Here is a 15,147-nt window from a genome sequence, read left to right as displayed (position 1 = left end):
AATTTAAAACTGAACAGCCAAATGTGCATTGGCTACTTTTTCATATGGAATTGTCACTTGTTTCGTTTGTGTTTTTACTTTGATTTCAAGTGTCAATTGATCATTAACAAACTCTTTTAAATCACCGAAAAATTCCTTATCACCATCAATTGGCTCATAAGTTTTGACGTAAATATAAGAACCTTCAAACCGTTCAAAGTCTTCTCTTTTCTTTAATTTACGCTCTACTCCTGGTGATGATACCTCTAGAAAATACGCTTGCTCTATAGGATCACGTTGATCTAACTCTTCGCTTAGTTTTTCACTAACGCGCTCGCAATCTTCGATATCTACACCGCCTTCTTTATCGACATAGACACGTAGAAAATGATTTTTGCCTTCTTTTACAAATTCAACATCGACCAGCTCTAAGTTCATGTCTTCAACAATCGGTTGTACAATCTCTTCTGTTAATGAAATGATCTTCTGACTCATATTATACCCTCCTTCATCATGTTACTATCAACATATCGTCATCAGATGTAAGGCATCTGTTGCTGTTACAAAAATTTGCCCTGCTGTATAAGGTGAATCGAGCAGCAGGGTAGACAAAACGAAAGAGTGGGAAGAACCCACTCTTTCATCGTAGACGTATCTTTTGCTAATCTGTCAATTAATATACCATAAATAGGTATGTCATGCAACCACATGCAGATTTAACACCTTTATTTGATCAAAACAGTGATAATTGATTTTGATCAGGTAACTCACCTAGACAACCGTGATTGTCTAAATACTCCAGTACTGTCTTAGAGATACGAGAGCGCTCACGTAAATCTTCTTTTGAAAGAAATTCGCCGTTTTCTCTAGCTTTAACAATATTAATAGCAGCGTTTGTTCCTAAGCCATCAATCGCGTTAAACGGTGGAATTAACGTATCGCCATCAACGATAAACCGCTGACTATCAGAACGGTATAAATCAACTGATTGGAACTGATAACCTCGCATCGTCATTTCAAGAGCAAGTTCTAGAACAGTCAATAAACTCTTTTCCTTTGGCGATGCTTCATTGCCTTTTTCTAAAATATCTTCAACCCGTTGTTTAATAGCTTCCGAACCTTTAACCATTGTATCAATATCAAAGTCATCAGCTCGAACTGAAAAATAAGCTGCGTAAAATTCAATTGGGTAATGCACCTTGAAATAAGCAATTCGAACTGCCATTAATACATAAGCTGCTGCGTGTGCTTTCGGGAACATATATTTAATCTTCTTACAAGATTCAATATACCAATCAGGCACGCCATGGTTTTTCATTTCTTCGATCCATTCATCTTTCAATCCACGACCTTTACGAACATATTCCATAATCGTAAAGGCTAAGGATGATTCCAAACCTTTTTGTAATAAATAGACCATAATATCGTCACGGCAACCAATGACATCGCCAATTTCGCAAATTCCGTCATTAATTAATTCCTGAGCGTTACCTAACCACACATCAGTACCATGAGATAAACCAGAAATAATAACTAATTCAGCAAAACTTGAAGGCTTCGTATCTTCAAGCATTTGGCGAACAAATCGCGTACCAAACTCTGGTACACCTAAAGTCCCCGTTTTACATAGAATATCATCTTCATTAACTCCTAACACCTCAGGGCCACTAAAGATTTTCATCATTTCAGGATCATTGGTTGGCACCGTTTCTGGGTCTATACCAGTTAAGTCTTGCAACATTCGAATAACTGTCGGATCATCATGTCCCAGTATATCTAGTTTTAATAAGTTATCATGAATGGAATGGAAGTCAAAATGCGTTGTTAACCATTCCGAACTAGAGTCATCTGCTGGATACTGAATGGGTGAAAAATCGTATATTTCATAGTCATCTGGAACGACAATAATTCCTCCGGGATGCTGACCTGTTGTCCGTTTCACACCAGTACATCCTTGCACAAGTCGGTCCACTTCTGCTTGACGATACATGAGTTGATGGTCTTGAGCATAACCTTTCACAAATCCATAGGCCGTTTTCTCAGCTACAGTTCCGATTGTTCCTGCTCGATAAACTTTATCTTCACCAAATAACACTTTTGTATAATGGTGAGCAACCGGTTGATACTCGCCAGAGAAGTTCAAATCAATATCCGGAACTTTGTCACCTTTAAATCCAAGGAATGTTTCAAACGGAATATCTTGTCCATCTCGACGATAGGCAGTTCCACACTGTTCGCAATCCTTTTTCGGTAAATCAAAGCCTGAGCCGACACTACCGTCAGTATAAAATTCGTGATACTGACAGTTCGGACAAACATAATGTGGTGGTAATGGATTAACTTCAGTGATTTCCATCATGGTTGCGACAAATGAAGAGCCAACAGAACCACGCGAGCCTACAAGATAACCATCGTCTAATGATTTTTTCACGATCTTTTGAGAAATTAAGTAGATAACCGAGAAACCATTTTCAATAATACTGGTTAATTCAGTATCTAATCGCTTAGACACAAGCTCTGGTAGTTCATCACCGTAAATTGACTTAGCACGTGTATAACACATGTCACGAATTTCATCATCTGCACCTTCAATGTTAGGTGTATATAATTCATCTTTAATTGGTTTAATATCATCTATCTGATCAGTGACCCACTTGGTATTCGTGACGACGATTTCTTTTGCCACATCATCGCCTAAGAAAGCAAAGTCTTCTAACATGTCTGCAGTTGTTTTGAAATAAACATCTGGAATCGTTTGTCGATTTAATGGGTTTCCACTTTGTGATGCAATTAATATTTGTCGATAAATCTTCTCATGAGAATGCAAGTGATGCACATTACCTGTAGCGACAACGGGTATATCTAATTTCTTACCAATCGACACAAGTTTCTTAATTAATTGCTTAATGTGTTCGACCGATTGAACATTTTCCTTTTCGATCAAATGATAGTAATTCATTGGCGGTTGGACTTCTATATAATCATAGAATTCAGCAACCTCTTCTGCTTCTTCTTCTGATTTAAGCGCAATCGTATCAAAAAGTTCACCTTGATCGCAGGCTGATCCAATAAATAGCCCATCACGATGTTTCTTGAGTTGTGAACGAGGAATTCTTGGAACACGATAAAAATAATCAATATGTGACATCGAAACAAGCTTAAATAAGTTTTTTAAGCCTTCGTCAGATTGGGCAATAATCGTAGCGTGATTTGGGCGTGAACGTTTATAAGTATCGCCCTGCCCTACATAATTATTTAAGTCCGTATGTGTCTCAATATCTTTTTCTTTTGCCGATTTGACTAAACTCCACAATAAATAACCTGTCGCTTCAGCGTCATAAATAGCACGGTGATGTTGAGTTAAATCAATATTTAGATGTTTACAAAGTGTATTTAATCTGTGATTTTTTAAATTTGGATATAATAATCTAGCTAATTCCAATGTATCAATCACTGGATTGGTCACTTTTGGTAAGTTGAACTGCTTATAAGCTGCGTTAATAAAACCGATATCAAAGCTAGCATTATGAGCGACTAATATATCTTCACCACACCATTCATAAAATTCACGGCTTACCTCTTCGATTTCAGGTGCGTCTTTAACCATATCATCAGTAATGCCGGTTAAATCGATTGTTGTTTGACTTAACTTTTGGTGTGGATTGGCAAATCGTTCAAACCGATCGATAATTTCTCCGTCATGAACTTTTACAGCTGCAAGTTCTATGATCTTATCATAAGCAGCAGACAAACCAGTTGTTTCAACGTCAAATACGATATAAGTAGCATCGTGTAAGGTCTGGTTTGCCTCGTTATAAGCAATTGGCACACCATCATCAACTAAGTTCGCTTCAATTCCATACAGCACTTTTACACCATGCTTTTGACTCGCATTATAGGCCTCAGGAAATGCTTGTACGACACCATGGTCTGTAATCGCGACAGCTTCATGTCCCCATTTGGCAGCTTGTTCAACTAAACTTTCAGCAGATACAGTCGCATCCATTTGACTCATCGTCGTATGCGCATGAAGCTCAATCCGTTTTTCACCATCAATCCCTGGGTCTTGCCTTGCTTTAGCTTTAACCTCATTTAAATCTTGACCCATCATTATTAATTCATTTGTATAAGTATCAGTCTGAATACTACCTCTAGCTTTTAACCACATGCCCGCTTTGACTTGTGCAAATAATGCCTTCTGTTCATCACCTTTAGAAAACATTTTAATTTGAATTGAATCTGTATAGTCCGTGATGCTAATAATGAGTAAATCTCGACCAGAACGAAGGTTACGAATATCTACATCAAAAACATAGCCTTGAATGACCATGCGTCGCTCTTCTTCTAAGATAAGGTGCATTTCAACAGCATCTTCTTTGATCTCATGACCAACTTGAAGAGGACCCACTGTTCCACTTTCGGTAGTTTCAGCTTCTTCTTTAGCTTTTTGTCTTTCAGCCTGTTCTTGCATCGCCTTTTGAACCAAAGTACGTTCTTCTTCAAGTTTTTGTTGTTGAAAGGCTTGAATAGCTTCTTCGTTTTGGCTTACTTCAAGTTGAATATGACAAGTCTTAAGACCATGCTTGTGACAATAACTTTGAAATAACGGATCGAGTTTTTTCTTAACCATATTAGCTTCAGCGTCATTACGAGCATTCAGAATGACACTTGCACCCTCAAGTCTAGGCGTCTGATTACAAATAAATTCTTTATAAGCTGGAAACAAATCATGGACTGAATGAATGAAATCAAACCAATAGGCTTGGAAAGTGCTTTCGCTTACTGTCGATTCATCTGTTGTAATTTGTACATCAACAGATGCCACATGGTGAAAAGCTGTTTGTAAATTCGCTTTAAATAATGAGATCACATCAAAATCAAACGGGTTTGGATTATGTAAATGAAAGATCCACTGTTTCGTCGATTTATAAACCGTTAATTTCTCTAAGACCGTCTGATCAAAATGATTGTTCACCACTTCTTCAGGCATATTTATTTGTTGTAATAATAACTCTAATTTTTCACGTTTATTTAAATCCATACTCGATTCCTCACTTAAAAGGTGGACTTATCATGATTTTAGAAACCCTTGCCTATTCATAGACAAGGGTTTTGATTGTAATCATAACGTTTTTAAAAATGAAACAAGTTCATCTACATGAATATCTTGTTGTTCGCCAGTTTTTCTATTCTTGTATTCTACATAACCTTCATTTGCACGTTTACCAATCGTCACGCGATGCGTAATTCCAATTAAATCACTATCATTAAATTTCACACCCGCTCGTTCTTGACGATCATCGTATAACACATCAAAGGATTGTTCTTGTAAGTTTGTGTAAACTGTTTCTGCTAAATCAACTTGTTCATCTTTTTTCATATTAAGATTGATTATATGAACATCAAATGGCACAAGGGAGTCTGGCCAAAACATGCCTTGTTCGTCATGGAATTGTTCAACTACGGAAGCTAGTGTACGTGACACCCCAATTCCATAACAACCCATAATATAGGTTTGGGCACGTCCTTCTTGGTTTAAAAATGAAGCGTTTAACTTGTCCGCGTACAGAGACCCAAGTTTAAATACATGGCCTACTTCAATACCTTTTGCAAACTGTATGGTACCATGACCATCTGGAGAAGGATCTCCTTCTTCAATAAAACGCACATCAGCGTACTGTGTAACCTCAAAATCGCGCTCTGGTGTCACATTGCGGTAATGATAACCATTTTCATTGGCACCACAAGAGGCATTAACTAACGGTTTAACAGCATAATCAGCAATAACTTCAACATCTTCAGGAACATTAATCGGGCCTAAAGAACCAAATCCAGCACCAACTACATCAATCGTTTCTTGTTCTGTTGCTAACTCAATAAACTTAGCATCGAATAAATTTTTGAGTTTAACATCGTTCACCTCGTGATCACCACGTGTTACAACCATTACGAAACGATCATCCACTTTAAACATGATGGCTTTCATACCTTCTTGTAAGGAATGCCCTAAGAAGTCAGCTACTTCCTGCATCGTTTTCGCATTTGGTGTTTCGATTTTTTCAAGTGGTTTAGGTTCAGTCTCTGACTTCTCTTGTGTTGGCAGGACTGGTGCCATTTCAACGTTGGCAGCGTAGTCAGATTGATCTGAATAAGCTATTGTATCTTCACCAATATCTGATAAGACCATGAATTCATGTGTGTCTTTACCACCCATAGCACCTGAGTCAGCTATAACGGCTCGGAAATTTAATCCACATCGTTCAAACACGCGCTTATATGCTTCAAATAAACGATTATAAGCTTCATCGAGAGACTCATAAGTTTCATGGAAGGAATAAGCATCTTTCATTAAAAACTCACGACCGCGCAATAATCCGAAACGAGGTCTTTTTTCATCACGGAATTTGCTTTGAATTTGATAAACAGTTAACGGTAATTTTTTATATGAATTGATTTCATCTCCAATTAGAGATGTCACAACTTCTTCATGCGTTGCCCCTAATGCAAATTTTCGTTCATGACGATCATTTAGCCTCATTAATTCAAGCCCCATTGTCTCCCAACGGCCTGAAGCTTCCCATAGTTCCGCTGGTTGCAAAGTTGGCATCTGAATTTCTTGTGCGCCCGTACGATCCATTTCTTCACGAATAATGGTTTCTAATTTGCGTAAAACACGCTTACCTAACGGCAAAAAGTTATATACACCAGATGCCAGTTTACGAATATAACCAGCTTTTAATAACAACTGATGACTTGGAATGTCTGCTTCTTTAGGTACTTCTCGTAAAGTCGGTATTAGCATATTACTTTGTCTCATACAATTTCACCTCATTTGTTATATTCCCTGATCAGTTATGGACAACTATGATCACTCATTTAATCTAGTCATGTAAAACCAATTACATAAATAGCCGTTCAATGTCATTCCACGTAACAGCAATCATTAATAACATGAGTAATGCAAACCCAATAAAGTGAACAATCCCTTCTTTTTGAGGGTCGAGTGGTTTACCTCGAATAGCTTCAAGTCCAATGAATATCAATCGACCACCATCTAATGCAGGTAGAGGTAATAAGTTTACAATACCTAGATTGATACTGAGCATCGCTGTCCACATGATATAGTTAAAGAAACCCGTTTGAACTACGTCATCAGTAGCTGAATAGATGCCGACAGGACCTGCTAATGCATCTAATGATAATTGACCTGTCACAAGCTGGCCAAGAGCGTCTAATATAAGAATCGTCATATCATAAGTCTGGGTGAAACCATAAGCAATCACATCACCTGGCGCATCTTCAAAATGTCTTCGAACACCCAATTGACCAATAGATTCTCCTTGTTCTGTAACTTCAGCAGGAGCAACTGAAGTGGTGACAAGTTCATCTCCTCTTTCCATTGTTAATTCTACTGTTTCTCCAGGTCTTTCTTGTACATACCTTACAAAATCAGTCCATGTATTAATCGACTGATCATCGATAGAGACAACTTGGTCACCTGCTTCAATATCGACTGCTGCAGCAGGTGAATCCTCTTGTACTTCTCCGATAATTGCTTGTTCAGCCGGAACACCTTGAGCAAATCCAAGTGCAATGAACAATGCAATCGCTAATGCGAAGTTCATAAATGGTCCTGCAAAAACTTGTAGTCCTTTTTGGATTGTGTTCTTACTTGAAAACTGGCGATCATATGGAGCAATTAAAGTTTCTTTTTCATCCATGACGAATAAGGCTTGTCGATTAACACTATATTTATGAAAAGTATCAGTGTCTAAATCATTAGCTTCAATTGTTAATTCATGATCTAGATCAATTCTAGATACCTCAACAACTTTTGCATCTGGGTGATTTGACTTATTATTGACAATGATTTTATTGACTTCACCTAAGTCATTAAATTCTAAGCCAATATGATGACCAGGTTTCAAGTCGATAATCTCTGGGTCTTCACCAGCAACTCTTACATAACCACCAATCGGTAATAATCTAACCGTATATAATGTTTCGTGTTTACGGTAAGAAAAAATTTTCGGACCGAAACCAATGGCAAATTCTCGTGCAAGCATTCCTGCCCTTTTCGCTAAAATCAAATGGCCTAACTCATGAATAAACACGAGTAAACCAAACATAAATAAAAATGCTATTATCGTATTCAATCCAAGCACCTTCCTTTTAGTGACGGCGTCTTACACGTTTGCGTGTTTCTTGATCAATATCTAAAATCGTATCTAAATCGGGTGTTTCAATTCTTTGATGTTCAGATAATGCATCATAGATCGCCTTCTCGATACCTAAAAAATCAATCTGATCATTTAAAAATAACTGCACTGCTTCTTCATTTGCTGCATTTAATACAGTTGGCATAGAGCCACCTTCACGACCAGCCTGATAAGCCATGTCTAGACAAGGAAAACGATCAAAACTCAAGTCTTGAAAGTGAAGCGTGCCGAACGAAGTTAAATCAAGACCTGATGATAAATTATAAGTCGTTCGATCAGGGTAGGTTAGAGCATATTGAATAGGGATTCTCATATCTGGTGTACCAAGTTGTGCCATGACATTCTGATCAACAAATTCAACCATACTATGAATAACACTTTCTTTATGCATTAACACGTCTATTTGATCATAAGGCACATCAAAAAGCCAGTGTGCCTCAATGACTTCCAAACCTTTATTCATCATGGTAGCAGAGTCAATTGTAATCTTCGCACCCATGCTCCAATTAGGATGTTTTAAAGCATCTTCTTTAGTAACACCAACCAACTCATCTCGTGTATAGTCACGAAAACTACCTCCTGAAGCTGTGATGACCATTCGCTTAATTTCACTCGGATTCTCACCTCGTAAACATTGATGAATAGCAGCATGTTCACTATCAACAGGTAATAAATCAACCCCATATCGGTCAGCTTCAGCTTTTACAAGATGACCTGCCGTAACTAGTGTTTCTTTATTTGCAAATGCAATTTGTTTTCGGGCACGAATAGCCGCCAATGTAGGTTTTAACCCAACACTTCCTAATAAGGCGTTAACCACTAAGTCCACATCAGGCTCTGTAACCAATTCATTTAAAGCGTCTAATCCAGAATAAATTGTAATGTTATGATCAATTTGATTGATTAATTGCTCCTTAACTGAGCTATCCTTCACAACCACAACAGACGGTTTCAAACGCTCTATAATGGGTTTCGCAACATCTATTCGTGTACCAAATGCCATCGCATACAAATTAAATTCGGATGGATTGGCTTCAATAATATCTGAGGTTTGTACACCAATAGATCCTGTTGCCCCTAATAAGACTATATTTTTCATTGTCTACCCTCATTCATGATTAAATTAAAGGAACTGTAAAAAGTGTAGAAAAGGTAACATAAAAATTAAACTATCAAAACGATCTAATATGCCACCATGACCTGGTAATATCCGACCAGAATCTTTCACTCCGTAAGTACGTTTCAGTGCTGACTCAACTAAATCACCTAATTGTGCCAAGATTGAACCTAAAATGGCAATCAAGATAACTATTATCATATTATCATACAACGGATTAAACATTTCAAATATTAAGGCGATAATGACCGCACTTGCAATTCCTCCATTAAATCCTGCAATTGTCTTTTTAGGGCTAATCTCAGGCCATAATTTGCGTTTACCAATCGAACGACCAATCAAGTATGCTCCTGTATCAGTAAACCAGATAATTAAAAATGCAAACAATATATAATCTAAGCCTAGTAAGCGCGTTTCAATAACGGTTGCAAATCCAACGCCAACATAAATGAATGATAAAAGTATAAAAGCCATGTCGCTATACGTCACATGGTTTTTTACAAGTACAATATAAGCTAATAAAGTAAACGCTGCTAATAATGCCAATTCGGTCAGATTAATTGGTAAGTTTACTAAAAATGAATAAATAAATAAATCAATAAATCCAATCCACAATAGCACAAAACTTAATATAGCAGGAAAACTGAACAACGTGATATTTTTCATTTGGAATAATTCACTAAGTCCAACGGTTGCTAAAAGCCCTATAACTAATATAAAAGGCCAATCACCATAAACAATAAATGGAATAAATATAATTAGCCCAATTACAGCTGTTAAAACGCGTTGTTTCAATACATCACATCCCTACAATCCACCGAATCGTCTTTTTCGATGTTGATATTCCTTAATGGCTTCATCTAATGCATTCTCGTCGAATTCTGGCCATAATTGATCGGTAAAATAAAATTCTGCATAAGCTAATTGCCATAATAAATAATTGCTTAATCGTTTTTCACCGCTCGTTCTAATTAATAAATCAGGATCGGGAACCGTATAAGTTAATAAATGTTGTTCAATGACATTCTCATCAATTTCATCAATTTGAAGCGAATTTTCCTGAACATCTTGAGCGATTTGTTTTGTCGCTTCTACAAGCTCTTTACGACTACCATAATTCAAAGCCAATATTAATGACATACCATCGTTATTCTTCGTCTCTTCAATGGCTTGGTTTACTGCTTTCTGAGTGAAATCCGGAAGGGAGGCAAAATCTCCAATTGTCGTAATTTTAACATTGTTTTCTTTTAACCCTGGTAAATATGTATCAAGAAATTGAGATGGTAACTTCAAGATAAATTCAACCTCTGAATGAGGGCGTTTCCAATTCTCAGTAGAAAAAGCATAAAGCGTTAAAGCTTTAACACCTAGGTTCGAAGCACGTTTTACTACTTTTTCAATTGATTTCATTCCTTCACGATGGCCAGCCACTCTTGGTAATGCACGTTTTTTTGCCCATCGACCATTCCCATCCATAATAATCGCAATATGTTGCGGGATATTGTCTGAACTTATTTCTTGTTTTTCATCTTTTTCATTTTGACGAAAAAGCATACTGATCCCTCTCCAATATAACATTTAAGAAAAATTCAGCTTTCGCCGCTAAAGCGAAAGCTGTCAGAAACACTTATGATGTCTTATACTTCAGTCATTTCTTTTTCTTTAGCTTCTAGCAATTGATCGATTTGATCAATGTGCTTATCTGTTTCTTTTTGAACATCATCTGTATAAGAACGTAACTCATCTTCAGTGATTTCACTATCTTTCTCTAACTTTTTCAATTGATCGTTAGCTTCACGACGAATGTTACGAACTTGAACCCGAGCTTCCTCGGCGTATTTTCTAGTAATCTTCACAAGTTCCTTACGTCGCTCTTCTGTTAGTGCTGGAATGTTAATGCGTATGAGTTTTCCGTCATTATTAGGTGTCAAACCTAAATCCGCTTTCTGGATTGCTTTTTCCATATCACCAATTGCAGACTTATCAAATGGTGTGATGACAAGCAAACGTGCTTCTGGTGCAGAAACATTAGCTAACTGATTTAAAGGTGTTTGCGCACCATAATACTCTACATAAACCGTATCTAGAATAGCCGGATTCGCACGACCAGCTCGTACTGTTGCTAATTGTTTCGAAAAAGCATCAACAGCACCTTTCATTTTGTCACGGCAATCTTTAATCACTTCGTCACTCATCACTATTTCCTCCTAATAATTGTACCTATTTCTTCTCCAGTAACAACTCGTTTGATGTTACCTTCCTCCATAATCGAGAATACTATTAATGCTATGTCATTGTCCATACATAATGAAGATGCAGTAGAATCCATGACGCCCAATCCACCATTCAATACTTCCATAAAACTTAATTCATGGTACTTAACAGCATCTGTATTTAAGGATGGATCATCTGAATAAACACCATCTACATTATTCTTAGCCATTAGTATAACATCTGCTTCGATTTCTGCAGCACGTAAAGCAGCTGTTGTATCAGTTGAAAAGTAAGGGTTTCCTGTACCTCCAGCAAAAATGACAACGCGCTGTTTTTCTAAATGACGCATGGCTTTCCGGCGAATATAAGGTTCTGCTACCTGACGCATCTCAATTGATGTTTGAACACGTGTCTCCACCCCATAATTTTCTAAACTATCTTGTAGAGCGAGCGAATTCATGACAGTTGCAAGCATCCCCATATAGTCAGCATTGGCACGGTCCATGCCAACTTCACTACCAACCTTGCCACGCCAGATATTGCCACCACCAACAACGATCGCAATTTCTAATCCTAGGTCGTGTATTTCTTGAATTTGTTTAGCAATTGACTTAATAAATCGTGGATCAATCCCATTACCTTGTTCCCCACTTAAGGCTTCTCCACTCAATTTTAGAACAACTCGTTTGAAATCAGCTTTAGACATATTTACCTCCGTCATTATGTAAATATTAAAGACTTGTTTTAAAATAGGGAACACAATGTGTCCCCTATTTTAAACAAATCTTTACTTCTTAACTTGGCTCATGACTTCATCAGCAAAGTTTTCTTCACGTTTTTCCATGCCTTCGCCGACTTCATAACGAACGAAAGTTTTGATTGTTGCACCTTTTGATTCAACATATTGTTTTACAGTTTGATCAGAATCTTTAACAAAAGCTTGATCTAAAAGACAAATTTCTTCAAAGAACTTGCCTAAACGGCCTTCAACCATTTTCTCTACAATATGCTCAGGCTTGCCTTCTTCAAGTGCTTGTTGTTTCAGACGTTCACGTTCTTTATCAACAAGCTCTTGGTCAACTTCATCACGTGATAAATATTGAGGGTTGATTGCTGCGATATGCATTGCAATATCTTTTGCTACAGCTTCATCATTTGTACCGTCTAAATGAGCTAGCACACCAATTTTACCACCCATATGGATGTAATTTCCGATAGCACTGTTTTCGCCTTGTTCAAACACCTCGAAACGGCGAAGTGAAATCTTCTCACCAATCGTAGCAATAGCTGATGTAATATACTCACTTACCGTCTGGTCTGTACCATTAATTTTTTGTTCAAATGCTTCTTCAACCGTAGTTGGACGATGATTTAGAATATGACTTGCTAAATCATTTAAGAGTTGCTTGAACTGTTCGTTCTTAGCAACGAAGTCCGTCTCTGCATTGACTTCGATCATAGCAGCTGCTTGATCGTTTGCAACAATATGTGTAGATCCTTCTGCTGCGATACGATCCGCTTTTTTCGCTGCTTTAGACATACCTTTTTCACGTAGGTATTCAACAGCTTTGTCTAAGTCACCGTCAGTTTCTTGTAATGCTTTTTTACAATCCATCATGCCTGCGCCAGTTTTTTCACGCAGCTCTTTTACTAAATTCGCTGTAATTGCCATTAAAATGTCCTCCTTAGGGAATAGTTAATTTATAAGAGTTCATAGATATCCAGTGTAAAAAAGGTGATAAAAGGTCCTACCTCTTATCACCTTAACCTTTTACTCTTGAACGGCTTCTTTTTCTTCTTCGTCATCAGAAGTTACTTCTTCAGCAACGTCTTCTGTTGCCTCGCCCTGTTTAACTTCTAAAATCGCGTCAGCCATTCTTGTTGTGATTAATTTAACCGCACGGATAGCATCATCGTTTGCTGGAATAACATAATCGATTTCATCCGGATCGCAGTTTGTATCAACCATAGCTACAATTGGAATATTTAACTTATGCGCTTCTTTTACAGCGATACGCTCTTTGCGTGGATCAACGATAAATAGTGCATCAGGAATGCCATCCATATTTTTAATACCGCCTAAGAATTTCTCTAGACGATCTTTTTCTTTAAGAATCATGACGACTTCTTTCTTAGGAAGAACATCGAAAGTACCATCTTCTTCCATGCCTTCAATTTCTTTAAGACGACTAATACGTTTTTCAATAGTTTGGAAGTTTGTTAATGTGCCGCCTAACCAACGTTGGTTGATATAATGCATGCCAGCACGAGTAGCTTCTTCCTTCACTGTATCTTGTGCTTGTTTTTTCGTTCCAACGAAAAGAATTGTGCCTCCATCTTGCGCAACATCCTTAACGAAGTTAAACGCTTCATCAACCTTCTTAACTGTTTTTTGTAGGTCAATGATGTAAATGCCGTTACGTTCTGTGAAAATATAACGTTTCATTTTCGGGTTCCAACGGCGTGTTTGGTGACCGAAATGGACACCTGCTTCTAGCAATTGTTTCATTGAAATTGCTGCCATAATAAAATCCTCCTAAATGGTTTTTATTTTCCTCCGACTGCTTCATACGAAAGCGAAACTCGATTCACGAGCACCTTCACTTACCTCCACAGACGTGTGTATTAACACCAAAAGTAAATATATCACATTACAATAGGGTAGGCAAGTCTTAATGCGACATTTTATAGTGAAATTTTATCATCAATTCAACCTCAGTATAGCCCATTTCCAGGTATTTGGCTATTGATTCAACGGAATAACCTTGATCATACATTTGAAAAGCTTTTTGCTGTGGTGTTGAGTCATCCGTTGTCTTTTGAGAGCTAATTTCTACTTTATCTTCTTTATCAGCAATCATTCCACTAATGTCAAACGGTTGTGTTGTTTCTGTTTTTTGTACACTGGATGACTTTTCAGCTTGTTGGTTATCTTCCTCGTTTACATACAATGTAGCTTCTGATGCTTCATTATTAGTTTTAACATTATTGTAATTGTATGAATTTTCTTTTGTTTCACTTGCTTGAGATTGCCGTTCAAATTTCGACATTTCCTCAAGCAATTTACGATTCTCATCTTTAAGTTCCAATAAATATGAATTAAATAAATCTTCAATTTCCCGAATACGCTTTTCCGGATCAGAATTAGATTCATCTATATGTCTTAGTCTTTGATATAAATATATAATAGCGATAAATGAAACCCCGTGTAAGATAAGACTAAATATTTCCACTAATTATACCACCTAAATCTTGTATCTCACCTAGATAAGTCCACTCGATTACCTAGATAAGGATGAGGAATTTGCTGTTTTGGTTCTTTTCTAGATTGTTGTCCAGCATCTTGTGACCAGTTATTCTCTGAATGCTCGTCACCTTCATTTCGAGCGGGTTCAGATTCATTTGTCTCTAAGACTGCTTTTCTTTTGCGTTCTAATTCCTTTAATTGTTCTTCACTTAATACATCTTGCATAACTTGTGCTCTTTGTTGTAATTGATCTTGAAGTTGACCAGCATCTTGTGTTCTTGGAAGTGCAACCTGCAATTCAACAGCTTTCCAACTCATGTGATCACCTCTTCATTATCAGTTACTAACAAATTAATCATCAGCAACTATTT

The 15,147-nt window shown here is 37.2% G+C and carries 13 protein-coding genes; all 13 read right to left on the bottom strand.

Going from position 1 to position 15,147, the window contains the following annotated elements:
• Positions 1 to 3: 3 nt before the first annotated feature.
• Positions 4 to 474, bottom strand: a complete 471-nt coding sequence (gene rimP, locus FHR85_RS00960) for a ribosome maturation factor RimP (RefSeq protein ID WP_167260124.1) — start codon at positions 472 to 474, stop codon at positions 4 to 6.
• Between the two features lie 238 nt (positions 475 to 712).
• The gene (locus FHR85_RS00955; RefSeq protein ID WP_167260122.1) at positions 713 to 5,020 is read right to left on the bottom strand and encodes a PolC-type DNA polymerase III; all 4,308 of its coding nucleotides are present in this window, start codon (positions 5,018 to 5,020) and stop codon (positions 713 to 715) included.
• Positions 5,021 to 5,101: 81 nt separating this feature from the next.
• Positions 5,102 to 6,796, bottom strand: a complete 1,695-nt coding sequence (locus tag FHR85_RS00950) for a proline--tRNA ligase (protein WP_167260120.1) — start codon at positions 6,794 to 6,796, stop codon at positions 5,102 to 5,104.
• Between the two features lie 82 nt (positions 6,797 to 6,878).
• A complete protein-coding gene (gene rseP, locus FHR85_RS00945) occupies positions 6,879 to 8,135 on the bottom strand; it encodes an RIP metalloprotease RseP (protein WP_167260118.1) in 1,257 nt (418 codons plus the stop codon).
• Between the two features lie 16 nt (positions 8,136 to 8,151).
• On the bottom strand, positions 8,152 to 9,297 hold the full coding sequence (dxr, locus tag FHR85_RS00940; protein ID WP_167260117.1) for a 1-deoxy-D-xylulose-5-phosphate reductoisomerase: 1,146 nt from the start codon (positions 9,295 to 9,297) through the stop codon (positions 8,152 to 8,154).
• Positions 9,298 to 9,321: 24 nt separating this feature from the next.
• On the bottom strand, positions 9,322 to 10,110 hold the full coding sequence (locus tag FHR85_RS00935) for a phosphatidate cytidylyltransferase (protein WP_167260115.1): 789 nt from the start codon (positions 10,108 to 10,110) through the stop codon (positions 9,322 to 9,324).
• A 12-nt stretch (positions 10,111 to 10,122) separates the two neighbouring features.
• A complete protein-coding gene (locus tag FHR85_RS00930; protein WP_167260113.1) occupies positions 10,123 to 10,869 on the bottom strand; it encodes an isoprenyl transferase in 747 nt (248 codons plus the stop codon).
• An 83-nt stretch (positions 10,870 to 10,952) separates the two neighbouring features.
• Positions 10,953 to 11,510, bottom strand: coding sequence for a ribosome recycling factor (frr, locus tag FHR85_RS00925; RefSeq protein WP_167260111.1), 558 nt, complete (start codon positions 11,508 to 11,510; stop codon positions 10,953 to 10,955).
• Between the two features lie 2 nt (positions 11,511 to 11,512).
• Complete coding sequence (gene pyrH / locus FHR85_RS00920; protein WP_167260110.1) at positions 11,513 to 12,235, bottom strand: UMP kinase; 723 nt, start codon at positions 12,233 to 12,235, stop codon at positions 11,513 to 11,515.
• Positions 12,236 to 12,316: 81 nt separating this feature from the next.
• Complete coding sequence (tsf, locus tag FHR85_RS00915) at positions 12,317 to 13,201, bottom strand: translation elongation factor Ts (RefSeq protein ID WP_167260108.1); 885 nt, start codon at positions 13,199 to 13,201, stop codon at positions 12,317 to 12,319.
• Between the two features lie 99 nt (positions 13,202 to 13,300).
• On the bottom strand, positions 13,301 to 14,053 hold the full coding sequence (gene rpsB / locus FHR85_RS00910) for a 30S ribosomal protein S2 (protein WP_167260106.1): 753 nt from the start codon (positions 14,051 to 14,053) through the stop codon (positions 13,301 to 13,303).
• A 148-nt stretch (positions 14,054 to 14,201) separates the two neighbouring features.
• Positions 14,202 to 14,762: a hypothetical protein gene (locus FHR85_RS00905; protein WP_167260104.1), complete on the bottom strand. Its 561-nt coding sequence runs from the start codon at positions 14,760 to 14,762 to the stop codon at positions 14,202 to 14,204.
• 26 nt (positions 14,763 to 14,788) lie between these two features.
• Positions 14,789 to 15,094 (bottom strand): hypothetical protein, encoded by a 306-nt coding sequence (locus FHR85_RS00900; RefSeq protein ID WP_167260102.1) that lies wholly within the window; start codon positions 15,092 to 15,094, stop codon positions 14,789 to 14,791.
• Between the last annotated feature and the right edge of the window lie 53 nt (positions 15,095 to 15,147).

The sequence above is a fragment of the Alkalibacillus almallahensis genome, from assembly GCF_011761495.1.
GTDB classification, from domain to species: Bacteria; Bacillota; Bacilli; order Bacillales; family Alkalibacillaceae; genus Alkalibacillus; species Alkalibacillus almallahensis.
Note: the sequence above shows the minus strand (reverse complement) of the source record. Positions and strands in the feature narration are given on the sequence as shown.